Below are 23,092 nucleotides of genomic sequence, written 5' to 3'. Positions count from 1 at the left end.
AGCCCTCGGCCTACTTCGCTCGTGCCGAGAGCCTGTGAAAATCCTTTATCGAACAGCTGTTAACCTCGCATGGAGCAAAAGCATGTCATTGATGCGCTATCAGAATTTTGTCGACGGACGCTACCTGGCCAACGAAAACGGCGACAGCTTCGACGTCATCAACCCGGCTACCGGCGACGTCGCCTACCAGATGGAAGTAGCCGACGCCTGCATACAGAACGCCGCCATCGCCTCGGCCCGTCGGGGCTTCGAGCAGTGGTCGGCCATGAGTGGCATGGAACGCAGCCGCATCCTGTTACGGGCCGTGGCGCTACTCAGAGAGCGGAATGATGAGCTGGCCCGCATCGAGGTGCAGGACACCGGCAAACCCTGGCAGGAAGCCTCGGTGGTAGACGTGGTAACCGGTGCCGACAGCATCGAGTTCTTCGCCGGCATGGCGCCTTCGCTCGAAGGCAACCAGCAGGATCTCGGCGGCGACTTCTACTACACCCGACGCGAACCGCTCGGCATCTGTGCCGGCATCGGCGCCTGGAACTATCCGCTGCAAATCGCCTGCTGGAAAGCCGCCCCGGCCCTAGCCTGCGGCAACGCCATGATCTTCAAGCCGTCGGAAGAAACCCCGCTGGGGGCACTCAAGCTTGCCGAAATATTCATCGAGGCCGGGGTGCCCGCCGGGGTGTTCAACGTGGTACAGGGTGACGGCGCCGTCGGTGCCTGGCTCACGAACCACCCGGACATTGCCAAGGTGTCCTTCACCGGCGAAGTCGGCACCGGCAAAAGAGTCATGGCCGCCGCCGCCGGCTCGCTGAAAGAGGTCACCATGGAGCTGGGCGGCAAGTCGCCGCTGATCATCTTCGACGATGCGGAGGTGGACGACGCCGTCTCCGCCGCCATGCTCGGCAACTTCTATACCCAAGGCGAAATCTGTACCAACGGCACTCGGGTATTCGTGCACAAAAATATCTATCCGACCTTTATGGAACGGCTGCTGGAGCGCACCCGCAACAACATCATCGTCGGCGACCCCATGGATCCCGCCACCAACTTCGGTGCCCTCATTTCCCGGGAGCATCAGCAGAAGGTACTGGGCTACATCCACCAGGGTCTGGAAGAAGGCGCCACCCTGGCCCACGGCGGCGAAGCGCTGCACCCGGATAACGCGCCCGACGGCTACTTTGTGGCGCCCACCATCTTCACCGACTGCCGTGACGACATGAGCATCTGCCGGGAAGAGATCTTCGGCCCCGTGATGTCGGTGCTGACCTTCGAGCACGAAGAAGAAGTGATTGCCCGCGCCAACGACACCGAGACCGGCCTGGCCGCCGGCGTCTTCACCAACGACATTCGTCGGGCACACAGGATCATTCACCGGCTGCAGGCCGGTATCTGCTGGATCAACGCCTACGGCGCCTCCCCCGCCGAAATGCCGGTGGGCGGTTACAAGCTGTCCGGCATCGGCCGGGAAAACGGCCTGGCCACCCTGAACCACTATACCCAGCTCAAGGCAGTGTATGTGGGCATGAACAAGCTGGAAAGCCCGTTTTAAGGGCGGTGACGAGGTAACGCAATGAACAACGCATTCGACTACATCATAGTGGGCGCCGGCTCCGCCGGTTGTGTGCTGGCCAACCGCCTCACCGAAGACGGCACCAGCAAGGTACTGCTGCTGGAAACCGGCAGCAGCGGCAAGAGCATTTTCATTCAGATGCTCACTGCTCTGTCCATTCCCATGAACACCAAGAAATACGCCTGGCAGTTTCACAGCGAGCCCGAGTCCTTTCTCGACAACCAGGTCATGCACTGCCCCCGCGGCAAGGTACTGGGGGGGCTTCCTCCATCAACGGCATGGTCTATGTGTGCGGCCACGCCCGGGACTTCGACGAATGGCAGAGCCGAGGCGCCGAGGGCTGGGACTATGCCCACTGCCTGCCCTACTTCAAGAAAGCCGAAAGCTGGGCCTTCGGGGGTGACGACTACCGGGCGACCAGGGCCCGCTCGGGGTCAACAACGGCAACAACATGAAAAACCCCCTGTACCAGGCCTTTGTCGATGCGGGGCAGGAAGCCGGTTATTTTCATACCCCCGACTACAACGGCCGCCAGCAGGAAGGCTTCGGCCCCATGCACATGACGGTGAAGCACGGCAGGCGCTGGTCTACCGCCAACGCCTACCTGCGCCCGGCCATGAACCGCCCCAACCTGACCGTGGTCACCCATGCCCTGGTGCACAAGGTGCTGCTGGAAGACAAACAGGCGGTGGGCGTGCGTTACGAGCGGCAGGGTCAGGTGCAGGTGCAGGAAGTACGGGCCGGTAAGGAAGTGATCCTCAGCGCCGGCTCCATCGGCTCGCCGCACCTGCTGCAGTTGTCGGGCATCGGTGCCAGAGCCCCCCTGGAGGCGGCCAGTATTCCACTCCAGCACGAGCTGCCCGGCGTGGGCGAAAACCTGCAGGATCATCTGGAGTTCTACTTCCAGTTTCGCTGCAAGCAGCCCATCTCCCTCAACGGTCAGCTGGGGCTGTGGAGCAAGTTCAAGATAGGCAGCCGCTGGTTGCTGAAAAAAGACGGCCTGGGTGCCACCAACCACTTCGAGTCCTGTGGTTTCATACGCTCCAAAGCCGGTGTCGAATGGCCGGATCTGCAGTACCACTTTTTGCCGGCGGCGATGCGCTACGACGGCAAGGAAGCCTTTTCCGGCCACGATTTTCAGCTGCATATCGGCCATAACAAGCCGAAAAGCCGCGGCACGGTCAAGGTGGCCAGTGCCGACCCCAGCGTGGCGCCGAAAATACGCTTCAACTATCTGGAGCACGAAGACGACCGGGAAGGCTTTCGCGCCTGCACCCGGGAGATCATCAACCAGCCGGCGGTGGACCCTTACCGGGCGGAGGAAATCCAGCCCGGCGAGCAGATCAAGACCGATGACGAGATAGATGCCTTCGTGCGCCAGGCGGTAGAAAGCGCCTATCACCCCACCTGCACCTGCCCCATGGGCACGGACGAGCGGGCCGTGGTAGGCCCGGACACCCGGGTGCACGGCATACAGGGCCTCCGGGTGGTGGACTCGTCCATTTTCCCCACCATTCCCAACGGCAACCTGAACTCGCCCACCATCATGGTGGCAGAGCGGGCCGCAGATCTGATCCTGGGCAAGACGCCGCTGGCGCCCTCGGTGGCGGAAGTGGGGATGGATGAGCAATGGCAGCAACGCCAGCGGGCAAAATCCCCCCTGCGGAATCTATCCTGAACCACCGGCAGTATTGAGGGGCCTGTAGACGTCACCAACAGGCCACGCCGGAGTATCGAGGAGGACAAAGGGATCTGCTTCACCGACCATCACATGACAGGGATGTCATGTGCTGAGCGTCACATGGATGTGCTTGAGCGGGTCGGAGAAGCGGGCCCTTTGTCCGGGATTGATATGACGCAGACGACATCCACCCCACAGGTCGTTTTAAGACAATACCGGGCCGCTGCCAGAGCCATGCCGAAGAAAAGGCAGGGTACCATGCCGGCATAACAACAAAATAAACGGGAGAACATCATGGATAACCGCTTGAAAGGTGGGCTGCTGACTGCGGGTGGGGTGGCGGTGCTGAGCCTGGACGCCCTGCTGATCCGGCTGATCAGCGCCGATCCCTGGATTTTACTGTTCTGGCGCGGCCTGCTGCTCAGCCTGTGCATCGGCGGTGTCTGCCTGTTTCGTGCTCACAGCTACCGCCCCACTCGCAAGCTGCTTTCGCTGGGCCTGGGCTCGGCGCTGTTTTATGCAGTCTGTACCATCACCTTCGTGATCTCGATACGCCTGACCAGCGTGGCCAATACCCTGATCATCCTCAGCGCCGCGCCGCTGATCGGTGCCCTGCTCAGCCGTTTTGTGCTGAAAGAACGCGTATCCGGCCGCACCTGGCTGGCGATACTGCTGTGCCTGGGCGGACTGGCACTGGTGTTTTCCGGCAGCCGGGACGGCAGCCACCTGCAGGGCGATATCACCGCCCTGCTGTGTGCCGCCAGCATGGCGGCCAAGTTTGTGGTAGAGCGAGCCGCCAGCCCCGCCAACATGACCCCGGCACTGGTACCGGCCGGCCTTATGGTCAGCCTGTTCGCCCTGTTTCAGGCACCTACTCTGGCACTACCGACCCAAGACATAGTGTGGATAGCCATTCTCGGCCTGCTGGTGGTGCCCCTGGCCTATGCCCTGATAACGCAAGGCCCGCGCTACCTGTCGGCGCCGGAAGTGGGCCTGCTGATGATGCTGGAAATGCTGCTCGGCCCGCTGTGGGTCTGGCTGGTACTGGCAGAGCAACCCGGCCCGCAGGCCTGGATGGGCGGCCTGGTGGTACTCGCCGCCCTCGCCTGCCAGTCGTGGCCGGTCAGGCGGCGCCGCAAGACGGTATTGGTCGAACGCGCCTGCGAGGCTTGAAAGCGCTAGTTACGAGTCTACTGGAAACAAAAACGCCGGGGCATCCCCGGCGTTTGTCACTCCATCTGCAGGCCAACGCCCGCTCTGTTTCAGTATTCGACCTCCATGGCCCCGTTGACTTTGGTGCAGCAGGACAGCACATAACCGTCGGCAATCTCTGCCTCGCTAATACCGCCGTTATGCTCCATGTCATACTGGCCGGCATTCACCTTCACCCGGCAGGCGCCACAGATCCCCATGCCGCAGGCCTTGGGAATGCTCACCCCAGCCTCGAGGGCCGCCTCGTTGAGGTTGGTACCCATCACCACATCGATGCTGACATCTGAATCGGCAAAACTGACCGCCACCGTTTCCAGCAGCTCCTGCTCGGCTTCCAGCACCTCGGCTTCATCCGCGTGTACTTCCGCCTGTTGGATGTCCTCGACGGGCGTTGCGCCGAACGATTCCTCATGGTAATGCCGCATATCGAAACCGGCGTCTTCAAGCAGGTTTCGCACCGCCTTCATGTAGGGCGCAGGGCCACAACAGAAGACTTCCCGCTCGAGAAAGTCCGGGGCAATCAGCTCCAGCATCGACCGTCCCATATACCCCCGGTAGCCACTCCATGACTGGCCTACGTCAATTCGTTCGCAGATCAGGTGCAGCCGGAAGTTGTCAATGCGTGACGACATGTATTCCAGTTCATGGCCATAGATCATGTCGCTGGGCGTCCTGGCGCTGTGGGCAAACACCATGTCCACTTCGGAGTCGGTGTTGAACCACCAGCGCGCCATCGACATCACCGGAGTAATGCCCACGCCGCCCGACAGCAGCAGCACCTTGTCAGCCGGGTAATCCAGACAGTTGAACTGTCCTACCGGACCATGCACCGCCAGCTGATCGCCGGGTTGCAAGCTGTCATGCAACCAATTCGATACCACGCCCCCGGGCACCCGTTTCACCGTGATCGAAAAACTGTAGGGAATGGAAGGAGAGCTGGAAATGGTATAGGAGCGCATGACCCGCTCACCCTCAATCTCCAGTTCCAGGGTCACAAACTGACCCGGCTTGAAGAAAAACAGCACCGGCTGCCCCATGCCGAAGGTAAAGGTGCAGACATCATGGGTTTCTTGTATGACCTTGACACAACGAACCAGATGTCGACCATTTTCCCAGGTCTGGGTATTCACCGGGTTAAGAAACTCGGCAGTGTTAATACTCATGGCATACTCCTTGTTCAAACCTGTTCACTGCCTGCCCGGCAAAACAATAGATGCGGTCGGCAATCACAACTCGATACCCGCCAGCCATTCTTTCCAGCGCATGGTCATATTAGCGCCCACCGACAGAAAGGGCTCGGGTGGCAGCCGGCGCGGCGCGTCGCAACGGGTAAACTCTTCCAGCAGCGGCGATTGACGACGCACCGCCAGCTCCGCCGCCATCATTCCGGACAGGGTGCCCTTTACCGTTCCCAGGCCGTTCTGGCAGGCAGCGGAAAAGACTCGCTCCTCCAGCTCGCCGAACGCCGGCACCGAATTCCAGGACAGGCAGAGCCGCCCCCCCCAGCGATGTTCCATCGGCACCCCGTCCAGCATGGGAAAACGGGTGGCGAAGGACTTGTCATGGGCCCGCGCCACCTCCTTTATATGCCGCTGTGATATCTCCATCGACTGGTTCAGGGTAAAGCGGTTGCGTACCGTCACCCGGTCGCCACTGCCCATCAGGCTCGAGACCCGGCGCACCGTGGTGCCCATGGGATCGGCCGGTAGTACGCCCCAGTCGGGCTGGCCGCCCAGCCGCGCCACCTCTGCCGGACTCAGAGCCCGGGTCATAGATGCATAAGTAAACACATGCAACAACTGACGAGGGAAAAACCCGAACGACTGAATATGTCCGTTTACCGCCAGGATCACGTTCCGGGCACGAATTTTGGCCCCCGGCGTGGTCAGCACATGCTCGTCGCCCAGCTCCATTGCCAGTACCGGGCTTTGCTCATAAATGGACACCCGTCCGGAAATCCCCTCTGCCGCCATCCGGATATAGGCCGCCGGCTGGATCATCACGGCACCGGGGGTAAACAGCCCCTTGCGATAATAATCGGTACCCGTCCGCTCTTTCATCTCGGCCGCCGTCAGCAACCGGTACTGCTCACCCAGGCTGCCGAGATGGTTCACATAGCTATCGATATGCTGTTCGCCTTTGGCCGAGGCAGCCCCTGTGACTTTGCCACAGGGGTCAAATACCCGTTTGGGCATCTCAAACTCTTCCGCCATCTGGCGGGCAAAGTCGATGGCCGTCCGGTTAAGCCGGATCTGTTGTAGATCCGCTTCCGCCGCACCGGCATAAGTCTCCGAATTCAGCTCATGAGGCAGGTCAATCATGAAGCCGCTGTTACGTCCCGCCGGCCCTTCCGCCAAACGGTTGGCTTCCAGCAAGACGATGCGGTCATTGCCGGTCAACTGACTCAACCGTCGCGCGGCGGCAATGCCCGCAAATCCTCCACCGACCACCACCCATTCAGCTTGGATATCTTCCTTCAGCTGAGGGTAGTGTTTTGCGGAGGGGAGTATCTGATTCCAGCCGGCAGGCCCCGTGTCTTTAGGGATGCGGCTGACATTTATCGTTTTGGTCATTCTCTGGTTCCTCTCGGGGAGAAACGGTGGAACCTGACCCGGGCCGGCGGCCCGGGTCAGAGAAGATCCCCGGCATCATGCCGGGCGCTCTCGGGTTCTTAGCTCAGGTCAATCCAGACGGTTTTCAGTTGGGTATACTGATCGTGGGCGTGCAGAGAATTGTCGCGTCCGCCGAAGCCGGACTGCTTGTAGCCACCAAAAGGCGTCGTCGCATCTCCTTCACCGAAACAGTTCACCGTGACGGTACCGGCACGAATGGCCCGGGCTGCACGCAGCGCTTTTTTGGCATTGGCCGTAAACACCGAGGCGGCCAGGCCGTAGTCGGTGTCGTTGGCTACCGCAATGGCCTCCTCGACGCTGGCCACGGTGATCACGACCAGTATCGGGCCGAAGATCTCTTCCCGCGCCAGCGCATCGCCATTCTTCACGCCGTCGAAAATAGTCGGCGGCACAAAATTGCCTTCCATCGACTCGCCGCCCAGCAACAGGGTGTGACCGTCTTCCTTGCCTCGATTCAGGTAACTCACCACTTTATCGAAGTGCCCTTTATCGACCAGGGCCCCCAGCTTGTTGGCCGGATCCAGCGGGTCACCGGTACGCCATTCGCGGGTGTGAGCACACACCCGCTCCAGCAGGGCATCCTTGATGTTTTCGTGCACGATAAGGCGCGAGCCGGCAGAGCAGTTCTCACCCATGTTCCAGAACGCCGCCGCCACCACGTGTTCGGCCACCGCATCCAGATCTTCGGCGTCGTCCAGTACGACACAGGGGTTCTTGCCACCGCACTCGAGCACCACCTCTTTCAGGTTGGACTCGGCGGCGTAGTTCAGGAACAGACGACCGGTTTCGGTGGAGCCGGTGAAGGTCACCATGTCCACATCCGGATGACGTCCTATGGCAGCCCCTACCTCGGAGCCACGGCCGGTGATCACGTTCAGCACCCCGTTCGGCAGGCCGGCTTCGTGCGCCAGTTCGGCCACACGCAGGGCGGTCAGCGAGGTCTGAATGGCGGGTTTGAGCACCACGGTACAACCGGCCGCCAGCGCCGGGCCCAGTTTCCAGCCCAGCATCAGCAACGGGAAGTTCCAGGGCAGTACCGCACCCACCACGCCGATCGGCTCACGCACCACCATCGCCACCGCATCGGAACCAACCGGCGCGGTTTGATCGTAGATTTTGTCGGTGGATTCGGCGTGCCACCGAATAAAGTGGATGGTTTCGGGCACATCAACGGTCTCACACTCGGCAACCGGTTTGCCGGAGTCGAGGCTTTCCAGTACCGCCAGCTCGCGGCTGTGCTGCTCCATCAGCTCGGCCAGCTGCAACAGTACCGCCTTGCGCTCGCCCGGATGCAGGTTGCTCCAGCGACCGTCATCAAACGCCGCGCGGGCTTTCTGCACCGCGAAGTCGACGTCTTCGGCGTTACAGGCAGCGATATTTGTCAGCACGTCACCGGTAGCCGGGTTGACGGTTGGCAGGGTATTGCCGGACAGAGCCGGACGGAAGCGACCGTCGATAAAGCTCTGGGTCGGCAATTGCAGGTCTGCAGCGATGGCGTGGTATTGTTCCCGGGTCAACAGTTCGCTCATGGCTTATGCCTCCTTCGCAAAAACGGCACTTTCCGCCTGGATATCGGCAATCGTGCGCTTGAGGGTAGAAACCACCTGCGCCAGTGAATCCTGCTCATCCTGGTTCAGACCATACAGGGGCTTGCGGGTCACACCGGCAAAATGCCCGGACAGGGTCACGCCGTGCTTGACGCTCTGGATGAACTTGCCACCCTGCTCCAGTACGCTCATCAGCGGCATCATGGCCGCCATGATGCGGCGCCCCTTGTTGAAATCCCCTTCCACCACACAGGCGTTGTACAAGGCAACATGCTCTTTAGCGAGGAAATTGGAGCCGGCGCAAACCCAGCTTTGAGCACCCCAGGCAAAATACTCCAGCGCCTGATCATCCATGCCGCAGGACAACTGCAGTTGCGGATAATCATTGACCAGCAAGTGCAGGCGGTTAATATCGCCGGAACTTTCCTTGATCGCACAAATGTTTTTGGAAGATGCAATCTCGTCGAGACACGCCTCGCCCATCGTCACCCCCATACGGGCCGGGTAGTTGTACAGCATAATCGGCAAGTCCGCGGCGCGATCGACGGCGAGAATGTGCTGCGCCACTTCATGCTCCGTTGGCAATGAATAGGGAGGAGTGGCCACCAGGATCGCATCGGCTCCCTGCTTGGCAGCAGCCTCTGCCAGCGCAATAGATTCATCCGGATTGATAGAGCCGGTACCAAAGATGACAGGTATCCGCCCGGCACAACGCTCGATGGCCAACTGCAGCAGGCGGACCCGCTCGTCCAACGTTTCAACGTAATATTCACCGGTAGTACCACCGACGATAATGCCGTGCACACCGGCATCGACCAGATGATCAATCAGTGCCGTGAAGGCCTGATAATCAATGCTGTAATCCTCGGCAAACGGCGTGATGACTGGTGTGTAAATTCCCTTGAATTGCATGTTAATCACCTATATCCCTGTATCATATCGTCTTAAATGTCTGCACAAGGGATATTCAATATCCCGGCAGGGCTCGGTTAATTTCATTAAGGCAAGATTAACCAAGAGCTACCGGACGCCACAACACACTTTTATTGAAGGATAAACATAACCTTGGGTTATCCAATCATGAGGATAAAAAACAAAAAGCCTGCAGACAGGCAGGCTTGGAATGAAACTTTGACCATGTGCATCCTGCTGGTTATCCCGGGATAACCCCAGAGAAATTCGAATAAGCAATGCCGCTGAGTAATGGCAGAAAAAGAATGTGCATTTTCATAAAATAGAATAAAGCACCAAGTGGAGCCAAAAGTAATATTGCTCTCGGGCCACGCGGATTGCTGGCCCGCAATAAAGATACCCTCCGCGGCTTATTCCCTTTCGAGCGCCGGGACCGAGATCCGTTCATCGTCCATGCAGCCGAGCATCCAGTCTCTGAACCGACAGAACACCTCGTTATTGACCTTGCTCTCGAGATAGGTGAGATAGTGCCGTTTCTCCCGAAACACCACTTCCTGCGCTACCGGCCTGACCAGTAGCCCCTGCTCCACCAGCGGCGACACCAGATGGTGCCAGCCCAGCGACACGCCCTGATTGTTCAGCACCATCTGTATCAGCATGTTGTAATCATTGGCATTAAACAAATGCTTGTCGTCTCTGGAACGGGTTTCCAGGTTGATATTGAAGAAGGAGAACCAGACGCTCCAGTCCACATGCTCCGCAACCTGTGCCCTGCCGTAGGGGCTCAGATTCAGCAGCACGGTATCTCGCAGGCCCTCCAGGCTGGCAATGGCCGGGTTTTGCTGCAGAAACGCCGGAGTGCAGACCGGGTAGATAAGATCATAAAACAGAGGGGTGGAATGATACCCCTCCCGCGGATCCGTGACCTTGTTGATAAACACATCGGGATGCACACCGGGTTCCATCTGCAGAAAATTGCCGGTAGTCACCACATTGATATCGATATCCGGGTTGTCGGCAAAAAAATCGGGCAGACGGCGCGACAGCCAAAGTCCGGAAAACGCCGGTGAACAACAGATGGTCAGGGCCGGCTTGCCGCTCTTGGTACTCTGAATACGTTCAGCCGCCTGGGCAATATTCACAAATGACAGGTAGGCTGCGTCGTAGAAGATAGTGCCGGCTTCGGTCAACTCGACCGAGCGCCCGATACGCCTGAACAGCTCCACCTCCAGATGGGCTTCCAGCTCGCGGATCTGACGGCTGATCGCCGCCTGGGTGACACACAGCGCCTCGGCCGCCCGGGTAAAACTCAAGTATTTGGCGGCGGCCACAAACGACCTGACTGCCCTTAACGAGGGCATTCTGACCAATATTTTGTCCGGTTCTACAAGCTTAACCATAATATTTTATTATCAATTCCGATAAGTTAAAGTTGCTTCTCTCAACTCTATCGTACTTATATAGTTAGTCAATCAGCTATCTCTTAATAAACAGATTGAAGATTTTCTTGATGAAGGGATAAAGCATAACAAAACCCTACCGTGCAACCTGGAAAGCTGCACATTAAGAACACTTGTTTATTGTCAGCATTTATCAATTAAAATGTATACCTTACTGTATTTTTAATCAGCAAACATTCAATCAAGAATGTCTGTCTTCCTGTAATTAATACCGCATGTCAAAGCCGTTAAAGCAAGGAGCAGGGCAATGGAAGTTAAAATGATGACGGGCAAAATGAAGACCCTTTCGCTTATCAATGAGCGCAAGCCGCGCCACAGCCTGAGTCGTGAACTCTATCACGATGCCGATACCTATCAGCAGGATCTCGAGCAGATTTGGTACAAGGAGTGGATTTTTGCCGGTCACACCTTCGAAATCCCGAAGGCGGGAAATTACCTGACCCTGCAGATTGGCAGCTATCCGGTTGTTATCGTGCGTGACAACAGCGGCGATATCCGCGCCTTCCATAACAGCTGCCGCCACCGGGGTTCACGCCTCTGTACCGAGTCAAAAGGCAAGGTTGCCAAGCTGGTCTGCCCCTACCATCGCTGGACCTATGATCTGGACGGCAAGCTCAAGTTTGCCGCCAATATGGGCGAGCAGTTCAACCCCGATGAACACGGCCTGTTACCGGTTCACTGTGAAGTGGTCAACAGCTACATCTATGTCTGTGTGGCACAGGATGCGCCCGATTTTGAACCCTTCCGCCGCGATGTATCCCCCTTTATCGGTCCGCACAACCTGGAAGACTGCAAGGTAGCCTTTGAGTCAAACCTGATTGAAAAAGGCAACTGGAAGCTGGTATTTGAAAACAACCGGGAATGTTACCATTGCGATGGCTGCCACCCCGAGTTGCTCAACTCCTTCCTGGAAAATCTGGCTGTCGCGGGTGTGGCCGGGGCCGAAGATCCCGAGCTGCTGGCCCACTGGGAACGCTGCGAAGCGGCGGGCCTGCCCAGCCGCCTGGTAATGGACCCCAACGGCCGGTACCGCATGACCCGCATCCCGCTGTTCAAGAACGCCGTCAGCTATACCATGAACGGCAAACCCGCCGTCAACGGCAGGCTGGACAGTACCGACGAGCAGAATATCGGTGCTCTGCTGTACTTCAACTATCCCTCCACCTGGAACCATTTCCTCGGCGATCATGCGCTGAGTTTCCGCATCCTGCCCTTGGGCCCGGGTGAAACCTTGGTCACTACCAAGTGGCTGGTACACAAGGATGCACAGGAAGGCGTCGATTATGACCTGGACAACCTGACCAAGGTGTGGCTGGCAACCAACAACCAGGATCGCAAGCTGGTGGAAGAAACCTTCCAGGGCACCGGCTCACCATCCTATATTCCGGGACCTTATTCGGATATTGCAGAGAACGGCGTCTGCCAGTTCGTCGACTGGTACTGCGACACCATGAAAAAGAAGCTAAACGACTAACCAATGACATAGTCCGGCAACATGCCTCCTGCCCATAGCCAGGAGGCATGTTCATACCATACTTCTCCGATACCCCCCGCTTTCCGCACTGACTCCCAGCCTTGTTCCGAGCGCTGTCTCTGCGCGTGCACCTCTTGCTTGTTCTGCATTCACCACCCAGCTCCCTGTGCAGGGCAGCCACTCTTGCCATCGATGATGTTGCTTCCACCGGGTTGCGCTGTCCTCGCACACTGAAATTACCCCGAACAATAACTTATCGTTATGGTTTCCACCTACCAAACATAGTTAGACGGACCTGACCAAAAGCAATAAATTGATTGTTACAAATAAACAACAAATATCCGATGGCACTTATACATCGGCATCAATAAAGAAAGTGTTGTTAAATATTTTTAACTAATGGCATGTAGTGCCGCTGTATTTTCATGGCAATCAGGGAGATATATAACCAGGCCAAACGGATATTCATGGTCATCCTGCAGCCAACATTAATTCTGCCATATAATATGACAGTTGATTAATGCGGGCAGCCAGACAATCTGAATAGCGTTAATCATTACCGCTAAATAAATCATCGGTAATCATCACAGGGAATGTAGCAATTATGGCTGTAACGACGGAGTCACGAGAAATCCTCTCGATAAAAAATGTCTATAAAGTATTTGGCGCCCAGCCTGAACTTGCGATGGAGATGCTTAATAAAGGGGCCAGTAAAGACGAGATATTTGAGGAAACCGGTCAGGCCGTTGGCGTATTTGATGCCAGCTTTTCTGTTAACCGGGGAGAAATATTTGTCATCATGGGCCTTTCGGGGTCGGGAAAATCCACCATGGTGAGGCTGCTCAACCGCCTGATCGAACCCACCGCCGGTACCATCCAGCTCAATGGCCGCGAGATCACCGGCCTGTCGGATACCGACCTGCTGCAGGTTCGGCGCAAAGACATGAGCATGGTGTTCCAGTCCTTCGCCCTGATGCCTCACATGACGGTACTGGAAAACGCGGCTTTTGGCTTGTCGGTTTCCGGCGTCGGCGAACAGGAACGCCATGCCAGGGCCGCCGATGCCCTGGCTCAGGTTGGTTTGGGTGAGCATGGCGCCAGTTATCCGCATCAGCTGTCCGGCGGCATGCAGCAACGGGTCGGACTGGCCCGCGCCCTGGCCAATGATCCCACCATTTTGCTGATGGACGAGGCATTTTCGGCTCTGGATCCGCTGATCCGCCAGGAGATGCAGGGGGAATTGATCCGCCTGCAACAAGAGCAGGAACGCACCATCATCTTCATTTCTCATGATCTGGAAGAAGCCATTCGCATCGGCGACCGGATAGCCATCATGGAAGGCGGCCGCATCGTACAGATAGGCACACCAAAAGAGATTTTGAACAACCCGGCGGATGACTACGTGGCAACCTTCTTCAAGGGAGTCGACGTGTCCAAGGTGCTCAAGGCCGGCGATATCGCCGAAAAACACACCGACAACCTGATCACCGTCAACGGCAGCATCCCCTCCTTCAGCATCTCTGCAGACACCCCCTATGGCTATCTGATTGATGGGCAGGGCCTTCTGCAGGGAGTGATTTCCACCAAAGACTACGATGGTAAAAATACGGATCTGCAGGCCTTGCGTATCAACGGTCATTACAGCCTCTACCACGATACCCCCTTGCATGAGGTTCTGGATACCGTGGCCACCACGCCCTACCCGATCCCGGTGGTCGACAGGGACGGCCTGTTCCACGGCACCATCTCCAGAAGCCGCCTGCTGCAAACCCTGAGTCACAGCTAGGCAACCACTGTCACCACTATTCAAAGGAAGGGGTAACCTGATGTCAGATTTCAGCCTGTTAGATCCGTTTCAATATTTAAATGTGCCGCTGGGTGAATGGGTAGAAAGTATCCTGAATTACCTGGTACAGAATTTTCGCAGTGTATTCCGTAGCATTCGTTGGCCAATAGATCAGGTACTTGACGGTATCGAGTTCGTACTGCAGTCGATCCCGCCACTGATCGGTATCATTCTCTCTTCCCTGCTCGGCTGGCAGCTGGCGGGCAAGAAGATGGGCCTGTTCTGTGCCGTCACCCTGTTCTGCCTCGGCCTGATCGGGGTCTGGTCCGAGTCCATGACCACGCTGTCGCTGGTGCTGACCTCGGTATTTTTCTGCGTGCTGTTCGGTATTCCGCTGGGCATACTTTGCTCCCGCAGCGACCGCCTCGAGCGTATTGTGCGCCCGGTGCTGGACGCCATGCAGACCCTGCCGGCCTTCGTTTACCTGGTACCGGTGGTGATGTTGTTCGGTATCGGCAACGTACCCGGTGTACTGGTCACTATTGTGTTTGCCCTGCCGCCACTGGTACGCCTGACCAACCTGGGCATCCGTCAGGTCCCGGCCGACAAGGTAGAAGCCGGCCGCGCCTTCGGCTGCACTCCGCGCCAGATGTTGTTTCGAATCCAGTTGCCACTGGCGACCCCGACCATCATGGCCGGCCTCAATCAGACCCTGATGCTGTCTTTATCGATGGTGGTGATCGCCTCCATGATTTCGGTTGGCGGCCTCGGCCAGATGGTACTGCGCGGTATCGGTCGCCTCGATATGGGTCTGGCCACCGTTGGCGGTGTCGGCCTGGTGCTGCTGGCCATCTTTCTCGATCGCCTGACCCAGGCGATGGGCAAGCGCTCCGAGAGCGGCAATACCCAGCACTGGTACGAAAGCGGGCCGGCCGGCATCTGCGTCCGTCTCTATCGCAACCTTCTGGGCAAGCAGCACTCACCCAGAACCGACCCTTGAACCCCTGTAAAACAAGACCGCAACAACCATCATATGGAGTATGAGAAGATGCAAATAGAGTTCAAGCAACTGACAAGGAAAGCACTGCAACTGACCGCAGCGTCATTGTTCACCCTGTCCCTCGGCGGCGCAGCCCATGCCGCCAGCCAGCCGGGCGAAGGGGTGTCGGTCACTCCCATCTTCCCGAGCATCGCCGAAGAGCGCTTTCGGGGTGAAATTGCCATGGCCGGTCTGAAAGAGCTGGGTTACGACGTGGAGGAACCCAAGGAAACCGAATATGCCGCCCTGATGCTGGCCCTCTCATACGGCGACGCGGACTTCAGCGTACACCCCTGGGAGGTACTGCACGACAGCTTTTACCAGAAAGCCGGCGGTGACGAGACCATGGTCCAGGCCGGCAGTATTATACCGGGCGTTTTGCAGGGCTACCTGATCGATAAAAAAACCGCCGATGCCTATGACATCCGCTCGGTGGAAGATTTGAAAAAACCGGAAATCGCCAAACTGTTCGATACCAATGGCGACGGCAAGGCCGATCTGACCGGCTGCAACCCGGGCTGGGGCTGCGAACTGGTGATCAACCACCACATGAAGGCCTACGGGCTGGAGGACTATGTCAACAACAATCAGGGCTCATACTTTGCCCTGATGGCGGATACCATCGCCCGTTACCAGGCAGGCCAACCCGTGCTCTACTTTACCTGGGTACCCCAGTGGATCGCCGGTGTTCTGGTTGAAGGCAAAGATGTGGAATGGCTGGAAGTTCCCTATACCAGCCTGCCCGGTGGCAATGAGGGCGTGAACACCATGCATGAAGGTAAAAATCTGGGCTTTGCTATCGACAGGGTAATGGCGGTGATGAACCGTGAATTTGCCGAAGAAAACCCGGTCGCAAAAACCTTTCTGTCTCAGGTGCAAATCACCACCGCTGACGAGAGCGCCCAAAACCTGAAAATGCAGAATGGCGAAAAATCAGTCAAGGATATCAAGCGCCACGCCCAGGAGTGGATTGCCGCCCACCGCACCACCTTTGACGGCTGGCTGGAACAGGCCCGTTCTGTGGCCAACTGACGCAGATCTGTTCACGGTGATTGTTTTATCCCCATGATGGGAACAGGTGCCCAGTCGGGCACCTTTTTTATTACCGACTTATACAGGATAGTGATCATGTCTTTATATCCGTTTGTAAAGGGACTGACCTTTGCCGAAGTACCCGAACATACCCGGTATCTGGTCAGCACCGCATTGCTGGATATTCTGGGTGTCGCGGCCGGTGCCCAGAAAAACAACACCACCGAGTGTATAAAAAACTATGCCCTCGCCCACTATCTGCCTTCTCGGCTGAGCAGCCGTCTGCTATTCGACGGCCGACCCGCTCACCCCCTGGGATCGGCCTGGGTCGGCGGCTTCACCATCGACAGCCTGGACGCTCATGAAGGCCACTTCACCTCCAAAGGTCACGCCGGTGCCACCGTGGTCCCGGCCCTGCTGGCGCTGGTCGATGCCTGCCGCGATCAGGGACGCACCATCAGCGGTGCCGAATTTCTGGCAGCACTCACCGTTGCCTATGAAACCGGCCTGCGTGCCGGCGTCGCGCTGATGGACACGGCAGCCGAATACCATGCCTCCGGGGCTTTTTCCGGCATCGGCGTGGTCTGCGGTGGCGCCCGCCTGCTGGGCCTGGATGAAGAGCAGTTTCTGCATGCACTGGGCATCGCCGAATATTTTGGCCCCCGCTGCCCCATGATGCGGTTGGTGGATTTTCCCTCCATGCTGCGCGACGCTCACGGGGCCGGCGCCTATGCCGGGCTCAATGCCCTGCTGATGGCCCAGGCCGGGATCACCGGTGCTCCGGCGGAAACCGTCGAGATGGAGCGGGTCCGGCATTGCTGGCAGGATCTGGGTAGCCACTGGGAAATCGATGCCCAGTACTTCAAACCCTGGCCGGTATGCCGCTGGGCCCAGCCCGCACTCACCGCCGCCACCGCCCTGCTGGCCGCCCATCCCGAGATCAACAACGACGCCATAGAACAGGTTCGGGTGGAAACCTTCCATGAGTCGGTGCGCCTGCAGGGTCATTTTCCGGCGAATGCGGATGAAGCCCAGTATGGGCTGGCCTTCCCCCTGGCGGCCCTGCTCAGCCGGGGCCAGGTGGGGCCGAACGAGGTGACCGGCGATGCCATTCACGCAGAGGATATACTGGCAGTCAGCCGCCGCATCGACATCGTCGAAGCCGAGGATCTGTCGGCCCGCTTTCCCCGGGAAATTCTGTCGCGGGTCAGCATACGGCTCAAAGACGGCAAACACTTCGAAAGCCCGATCACCGCCGCCAAAGGCGACCCGGATACCGCCATGACCCGGGCAGAGTTCAGGACCAAGTTCGTACAACTGGCCTCGGTCAACTTCAGCCAGGAGCGTATCGAGTCTATTATATCGGCGGTAGACCAGCTGGAACAGGCCGGCGATTGCGGTGCATTACTCGACCAGGTATTGAATCCTTAATCGAGTATTGAGATATAACAAGGGATCCTGCACATTGGGTCCCTGACCCATTCAGCCCTGACGCCTCATGAACGTGCAAGGACAACAAAACATGCAAACAAGCAGCAAGAGCGCTTTTTTTGAAGGAGTAAGAGATTTGCTGCCCATGGTGCCGGGGGTGCTTCCCTTTGGCCTGATCGCCGGGGCCAATGGTACCAGCCTGGGATTCAGCCCCGAGATGACCATTGGCATGACATTGCTGTTTTTTGCCGGTTCGGCCCAGCTGGCGGCCTATCAGTTGATTCAGGAACAGGCGTTACCGGCGGTCATTATCTTCACCGCGCTAATGGTGAATATTCGCTTCCTGATCTACAGCGCCACCTTCGCCCCGCTGCTGCACTCATTGAAGACCCGCCACAAATGGTCCCTGGCCTACCTGATCAGCGATCAGGCCTATGGCTTGTGTTCGACTCGCTTTACGCCCGACCAGAGTGACAGGGAGAAGCTTTATTACTACGCCGGTACGGCAGTGGCGCTGGCGGTAAGCTGGGTTGGCTCCGTCATCCTGGGCCTGCTGGTTGGCGAACAGATACCGGCCGAGTGGTCACTGGAGTTCGCCATTCCCCTGGCATTTATCGCCATGCTGGTATCGAGTATCCGTAACCGGGCATCGCTGATCACGGCGGTGTTTTCGGCTCTGGTGGCGACCAGCCTGATCCAGCTTCCCTATAATCTGGGCTTTATTGCGGCGATTATCGGCGGAACCACCATCGGCCTGGTTGCCAGCTCTTTCATCACCAAAAACAGCCTGAAGGTACAGAGAGAAAACAATGGATAACCTGACACTCTGGTTGATATTCATCGCCGTCGGCATCGGCACCTTCGCCATACGGCTGTCGTTTGTTCATCTCCATGGCAGGGGAAGCTTCGATATTGGCAAGCACCAGAGGGCATTGCAACTGCTGGCCCCCGCCGTGCTGGCCGCGTTGTCCATCCCCGCCATCATATTCCAGGATAAAACGTCGCTGGATTCGGTGAGCATCACACAGATAACGGCGGCCCTCGTCACGGCCATACTGGCCTGGCGTTTCAGAGGTGTATTCTGGCCATTATGCATGGGCATGGTCACCTTCTGGGTATTGAAGTTTTATAACGTTTAATCGTCCAGCTCACAAAACCAGCAGTCATTACCTCTCTTGCTCGATGCAGGTTTCGGTGAATGACGAGTCTTGATGCTGCCGGCCGAGTGATACAAATCGGATTAAGAAATTGATCTATTTCATCTCAATGTAAACATCGGACAAAGGGTCTCCTCAACCGACCCGCTTCAAGCACATCCATGTGACGCTCAGCACATGACGTCCCTGTCATGTGATGGTCGGTAGAGCAGATCCCTTTGTCCTCCTTGAAGCTCTGGCGCTGCCTGTAGGCGCCATCTGTATTATTGCTGTTTACAGATACTGTCCATGGCATCATTCCAGGCTTGCAGACCATTCGCTGCTTTGATCTGTTCAATGCCCTGCAGGGTAAAGGTGCCGGGAGTCGCAATGGCGTTGCCGATGTCGCCATAGTCGAGCTCGGGACGGGATTCTGCGAGTTCAAAGGCACTGCCGATAGAGTGCACCACCATATCCCGCGCGGTTGCCTTGTCCATGCCCCGAGTTACGCTCCAGTCGATCAGTTGTTGCACCAGAAAATAGCTCCAGCCATGCAGGCAGCCATGGGCCAGCGCCACATCAAACAGTGCTTCCGACTCCAGTACGATGACCTTGCCGATGTTGCCAAACAGTTGCTCGGCTGCTGCGTTGGCCGGGAACAGCGGCACGGGTCCGGCACAGACCTCGACACTGGCGGGGGGCAGAGAACGGGTCAGGGTAGCTTCTTGCAGTGCCGGATATTGCCGCAACTGTGCTAACACGACACCGGCGATCACCGAGATAACCAGTTGCCCAGGTTTGAATGTCAAATCCTCCAGCAGCTCGCTCAGCCTCTCCGGCCTTACCGCCAGCAGTATGATATCGCTGTTATCCACCACCTGCTGATTATTGGCGGCAATGGAACACTGGCAGCGCTCGGCTAGCAGCGCCGAGGCTTCAGCATTACGGGGGCTCAAGGTGATCGGCCTTTGCTCACCACTGTTGCGCAGGCCGGTGACGGTGTAGGTGGCCAGATGCCCGACCCCCAGGATTCCGAGTGTGGATATTGTCATGTTTCGCTTCCTGTGTTTTTCAGCATATTACCAGCATGCTGATAAGGGCTGTTTTTCCGTCTGCGACCTTGGCATGTTAAGTGGGGCTCATTTGAATGATGTGGACCTGTTGCTCACATCGGCGCCCGGCTGTATCGCGGCACGTCGGACAAAGGGCCCGCTCCGCCGACTCGCTCAGGTAAATGACACTCACGATTTCAGCCTACTGCGAACATTCACTGGATGTTCGGTCAGGCTGAAACCGTTCGTCACGGCGAGACAAGCTCGCCCCATGTGCGCTCAGCACATGACATCCGACCGCCACGGAGGGCGGGAGTGCCAACATTGCAGGAGCTTTTGTTGGCCCCGTCATATGATGGTCGGCCGAGCGGGCCCTTTGCCCTCCTTCTGGCTCCGGCATTCTCTCCCCACAAACGACCATAATCCAACCAAATTCATACACCCGCCTCGCAAAATGATTTTTCACGTTGCCTTTTCAGCCTCACACGACAAAAATGGACCCAAACAAGTAAGACGGGCATGCGCTTAAGCCCCGGAACAGCGAGGGGCGGTAGCGTGGTCGAGACAAATGACCTGGTGATTTATACAGTATATTGGCGAGACTGCAGGAACGGTGCGCACTATCAACAACGCATGCGCGTGTACAGCAGAGCAGGTTGAAAAACACTCATGATATGAAAAAGTTACGGGCAGGGAAGAGAAGATAGTGCGCAAGCTGTTGCTGATAACGCGCATGCGTGTTTTTGCTCACCATTACATACAGATCATCAGTAATAATTTATTTATTCTCAGTTACTTAAAAATAAAAACAAACTGGCTCGGTGGAATAAATATGCGCATGCGCAGTATTAAAATGTTAACTATTTAGGATGGTTTGTATGTTTATTGACCAGTGGACAAGAACTCGGCATTTTATTGAACTTGACTGCTTAGAAACTAGTTGTTCATTTATATCAAGTTCCTTAAGTCATGCTGTGGATGATTTAAAAAAGAATTATTCACAAGAAATAGAAAAGGTTTCTCCTGAGCACAGAGATTTATTTGAAGGGGTTTTACAAGATGAACATTGGAATTTAACTAGTCAATACCCTAAGTTTCTGTGGCACTCTCATTATCTGCTTTTATACGGATTATTTGAAACTATTCTTAATAGCTACTGTAGTATTGCAGCTCAAAAGGTTGATTCAAATTTGAAACTTAAAGATTTATCTGGTCAAGGTATAGAAAGAGCAAAGAATTATTTAAGTAAAGTGGCAGGTCTTGAAAGGTGTTTTAACACCTGTGAATGGCAAGAAATAAAACTAGCTGGTGAAATTAGAAACGTAATTGCCCATGCTGCTGGTAAGCTTAACTACGAAAATAGTAGTCATAAAAAACTTGCCGAAAAATTAAGAAGTGTGCAATATATTGAGTTGTTAAATGAGACGGAGAGCGGTTCAGATATATTGCTCTCAGAAGGATTTGTTGTTTCAAAAAATCGCTTAATAAGAGGATTTATTAATACTTTAGGCACTAGTAAAGTAAGTAGTTAACAAGGCCAATCACAAACGCCAGCAAGCTGGCTGGACTCGCTGACGCTCGCCTGTGTTGGCAGCGTTAGCACCTGCTTAGAGAAGCCCGTGATACGCACTTATACATCGAGCAACGCAAAAATGAAGGGATGCGAAATGAGGAATTTGGTTCTGCTGTGCTCGTTGATGTTTTCGCCTGTCGTGGTCGCCGTAGAGCTGGGTGTCTCAGGCTCCGGTGATGCCGTTTCCCTCGATTTATGGTCTTCCAAGAAGCTTAATTCTCAAATTGGACTGTATTCTAGGTTTTTGTGGGACTTTGAAGAATATGAAGATGGAACAACTGTGAGCATCTGCTCTGATGGCTCAATATCGGGTTCTTCGGGCAGCGGAACGTGTTCCGGGCATGGGGGAGTCAGTGGTACAAAAGCAACTGAGTTCAATAGATATGGGTTGGTACTGGGACCAACCTATTGGTTATCTGATCGAATAAGACTGCACGGTGGTTTGGTCGCCGCGCTTTATAGCTCTGACGTTAATATTGGTGACAAGAGTGAAAGAGATTTCGCTGAAATCGGCGCGGACATTGGTGCAAGCTTTAGCTTCGCCGATGATGGCCCGAGAATAGTTTTGAGTTATGAAACTGAGCAACAGCAAACTTACCTGGGTGTCAGTATTCCAGTTTGGTGAACAGCCGGATAGTGCTAACAATACGCTGTTGTCGGACAATTTTTCCACCGCTTCGCGGTTCCAAAATTGCCGCAAAGCTCCGCGTTAAGCATTTTATGTAGTTGATCGATTAAAAGGAGCATTGTGTTGTCTGATCCTAGATATAGAAGTGATATTTCTAAGTTTCTTGTTCATTTAACGAGGAATACTAGAAAGGTCTCTGCGGAAGATAATCTTATTAATATGCTTCAATCAAAGACAATAGAAGCACGAAACCATCACTGTCTTTTTAGCCCTAAGATTAACGCAATGGGTTTTACTCAGAAGTTAAGGAATGCATTTAAAACGGTATGTTTCACGGAAGCGCCATTGAATCAAATATATAAATTAGCAGCTGAAGATTTCCCTCGAAGAATTAAACTTCAGCCACATGGTCTTGTTTTTTGGCGCGATGAGATGCTTAATTCAGGCGCTAATCCAGCGATATATCTTAATGCGGATGGAACCTCGTTAAGAGAGTATTTACTCAGTGAGTTTGACCGTCACTTCGAAGGAATTAATTCAATGTCGAAGCTAAAGCAACATGAAGACAATTATAAAGAGATCGTACATTATTATTCTTTAGTCAATCTTATGAGTGGCAGGCATGATTTTTCGTGGGAGCGTGAGTGGCGACATAGTGGTGACTTTAAATTCAAATATAGTGATGTAGTTGCCATCGTTACTGAAAATCCAGAGAAATTTCTTAGGAAATGTGAAAAGCAGCTCTCTACTCGAAGGGTCAACTTCATAAAAAGAATTCCAATTATTTCCGCAGATTGGTCGTATGAAGATGTAGTGGAAGAAATGGCAATGAAAATATGGGAAAAAAATGCTTAACAAATAAGGATAAGTGTCGCGCAGCCGACACTTCATCCGGGTGTTGAACAAGCCCGAAGCTGCCTTTATTAAGT

The 23,092-nt window shown here is 55.7% G+C and carries 20 protein-coding genes; 14 read left to right on the top strand and 6 right to left on the bottom strand.

Annotated features, from left to right (window positions below):
• Window positions 1-82 precede the first annotated feature (82 nt).
• The 4 genes from betB (at window position 83) to Q0753_RS15420 (ending at window position 4,421) form a co-directional block, all read left to right on the top strand.
• The gene (gene betB / locus Q0753_RS15440) at window positions 83-1,546 is read left to right on the top strand and encodes a betaine-aldehyde dehydrogenase (protein ID WP_298723141.1); all 1,464 of its coding nucleotides are present in this window, start codon (window positions 83-85) and stop codon (window positions 1,544-1,546) included.
• 299 nt (window positions 1,547-1,845) lie between these two features.
• A complete protein-coding gene (locus Q0753_RS16685) occupies window positions 1,846-2,022 on the top strand; it encodes a hypothetical protein (RefSeq protein ID WP_367179510.1) in 177 nt (58 codons plus the stop codon).
• Complete coding sequence (locus Q0753_RS15425; RefSeq protein ID WP_298723138.1) at window positions 2,019-3,245, top strand: choline dehydrogenase; 1,227 nt, start codon at window positions 2,019-2,021, stop codon at window positions 3,243-3,245. The genes Q0753_RS16685 and Q0753_RS15425 overlap by 4 nt, the downstream gene beginning before the upstream one ends.
• A 297-nt stretch (window positions 3,246-3,542) precedes the next feature.
• Complete coding sequence (locus Q0753_RS15420; protein WP_298723135.1) at window positions 3,543-4,421, top strand: DMT family transporter; 879 nt, start codon at window positions 3,543-3,545, stop codon at window positions 4,419-4,421.
• Between the two features lie 89 nt (window positions 4,422-4,510).
• Here the strand turns inward: Q0753_RS15420 and Q0753_RS15415 are convergent, their stop codons facing one another.
• From Q0753_RS15415 to Q0753_RS15395, 5 genes are all read right to left on the bottom strand, one after another.
• The gene (locus tag Q0753_RS15415; RefSeq protein ID WP_298723133.1) at window positions 4,511-5,623 is read right to left on the bottom strand and encodes a hybrid-cluster NAD(P)-dependent oxidoreductase; all 1,113 of its coding nucleotides are present in this window, start codon (window positions 5,621-5,623) and stop codon (window positions 4,511-4,513) included.
• A 63-nt stretch (window positions 5,624-5,686) separates the two neighbouring features.
• Window positions 5,687-7,033 (bottom strand): FAD-binding oxidoreductase, encoded by a 1,347-nt coding sequence (locus Q0753_RS15410; protein ID WP_298723130.1) that lies wholly within the window; start codon window positions 7,031-7,033, stop codon window positions 5,687-5,689.
• A gap of 98 nt (window positions 7,034-7,131) precedes the next feature.
• The gene (locus Q0753_RS15405; RefSeq protein WP_298723128.1) at window positions 7,132-8,622 is read right to left on the bottom strand and encodes an aldehyde dehydrogenase; all 1,491 of its coding nucleotides are present in this window, start codon (window positions 8,620-8,622) and stop codon (window positions 7,132-7,134) included.
• Window positions 8,623-8,625: 3 nt separating this feature from the next.
• The gene (locus Q0753_RS15400) at window positions 8,626-9,552 is read right to left on the bottom strand and encodes a dihydrodipicolinate synthase family protein (RefSeq protein WP_298723125.1); all 927 of its coding nucleotides are present in this window, start codon (window positions 9,550-9,552) and stop codon (window positions 8,626-8,628) included.
• Window positions 9,553-9,962: 410 nt separating this feature from the next.
• Window positions 9,963-10,913 (bottom strand): LysR family transcriptional regulator, encoded by a 951-nt coding sequence (locus tag Q0753_RS15395; protein WP_298723165.1) that lies wholly within the window; start codon window positions 10,911-10,913, stop codon window positions 9,963-9,965.
• 346 nt (window positions 10,914-11,259) lie between these two features.
• Between Q0753_RS15395 and Q0753_RS15390 the strand changes: the two genes are divergently transcribed.
• The 7 genes from Q0753_RS15390 (at window position 11,260) to Q0753_RS15360 (ending at window position 18,913) form a co-directional block, all read left to right on the top strand.
• On the top strand, window positions 11,260-12,486 hold the full coding sequence (locus Q0753_RS15390; RefSeq protein ID WP_298723122.1) for an aromatic ring-hydroxylating dioxygenase subunit alpha: 1,227 nt from the start codon (window positions 11,260-11,262) through the stop codon (window positions 12,484-12,486).
• A gap of 604 nt (window positions 12,487-13,090) precedes the next feature.
• Complete coding sequence (gene proV, locus Q0753_RS15385; RefSeq protein ID WP_298723118.1) at window positions 13,091-14,272, top strand: glycine betaine/L-proline ABC transporter ATP-binding protein ProV; 1,182 nt, start codon at window positions 13,091-13,093, stop codon at window positions 14,270-14,272.
• Between the two features lie 40 nt (window positions 14,273-14,312).
• Complete coding sequence (gene proW, locus Q0753_RS15380) at window positions 14,313-15,272, top strand: glycine betaine/L-proline ABC transporter permease ProW (protein WP_298723116.1); 960 nt, start codon at window positions 14,313-14,315, stop codon at window positions 15,270-15,272.
• Between the two features lie 48 nt (window positions 15,273-15,320).
• Window positions 15,321-16,343 (top strand): glycine betaine/L-proline ABC transporter substrate-binding protein ProX, encoded by a 1,023-nt coding sequence (gene proX / locus Q0753_RS15375; protein WP_298723113.1) that lies wholly within the window; start codon window positions 15,321-15,323, stop codon window positions 16,341-16,343.
• A 96-nt stretch (window positions 16,344-16,439) separates the two neighbouring features.
• Window positions 16,440-17,774 carry an MmgE/PrpD family protein gene (locus tag Q0753_RS15370; RefSeq protein WP_298723110.1) on the top strand — a complete coding sequence of 445 codons (1,335 nt, stop codon included), beginning with the start codon at window positions 16,440-16,442 and terminating at the stop codon, window positions 17,772-17,774.
• A 91-nt stretch (window positions 17,775-17,865) separates the two neighbouring features.
• On the top strand, window positions 17,866-18,591 hold the full coding sequence (locus Q0753_RS15365) for an AzlC family ABC transporter permease (RefSeq protein ID WP_298723106.1): 726 nt from the start codon (window positions 17,866-17,868) through the stop codon (window positions 18,589-18,591).
• The gene (locus Q0753_RS15360; RefSeq protein ID WP_298723104.1) at window positions 18,584-18,913 is read left to right on the top strand and encodes an AzlD domain-containing protein; all 330 of its coding nucleotides are present in this window, start codon (window positions 18,584-18,586) and stop codon (window positions 18,911-18,913) included. The genes Q0753_RS15365 and Q0753_RS15360 overlap by 8 nt, the downstream gene beginning before the upstream one ends.
• Before the next feature lie 281 nt (window positions 18,914-19,194).
• Here Q0753_RS15360 and Q0753_RS15355 read toward each other — a convergent pair whose 3' ends face one another.
• Window positions 19,195-19,962, bottom strand: a complete 768-nt coding sequence (locus Q0753_RS15355; RefSeq protein WP_298723102.1) for an NAD(P)-binding domain-containing protein — start codon at window positions 19,960-19,962, stop codon at window positions 19,195-19,197.
• An 878-nt stretch (window positions 19,963-20,840) separates the two neighbouring features.
• Here Q0753_RS15355 and Q0753_RS15350 point away from each other — a divergent pair.
• From Q0753_RS15350 to Q0753_RS15340, 3 genes are all read left to right on the top strand, one after another.
• Window positions 20,841-21,494, top strand: a complete 654-nt coding sequence (locus tag Q0753_RS15350) for a hypothetical protein (RefSeq protein WP_298723100.1) — start codon at window positions 20,841-20,843, stop codon at window positions 21,492-21,494.
• A 135-nt stretch (window positions 21,495-21,629) separates the two neighbouring features.
• Entirely contained in the window at window positions 21,630-22,160 is a 531-nt protein-coding gene (locus tag Q0753_RS15345) for a hypothetical protein (RefSeq protein WP_298723098.1), read from the top strand.
• Window positions 22,161-22,286: 126 nt separating this feature from the next.
• Window positions 22,287-23,018: a hypothetical protein gene (locus Q0753_RS15340; protein ID WP_298723095.1), complete on the top strand. Its 732-nt coding sequence runs from the start codon at window positions 22,287-22,289 to the stop codon at window positions 23,016-23,018.
• Window positions 23,019-23,092 lie beyond the last annotated feature (74 nt).

It is taken from the genome of uncultured Oceanisphaera sp., from assembly GCF_947495715.1.
Lineage (GTDB): Bacteria > Pseudomonadota > Gammaproteobacteria > Enterobacterales > Aeromonadaceae > Oceanimonas > Oceanimonas sediminis.
Note: the sequence above shows the minus strand (reverse complement) of the source record. Positions and strands in the feature narration are given on the sequence as shown.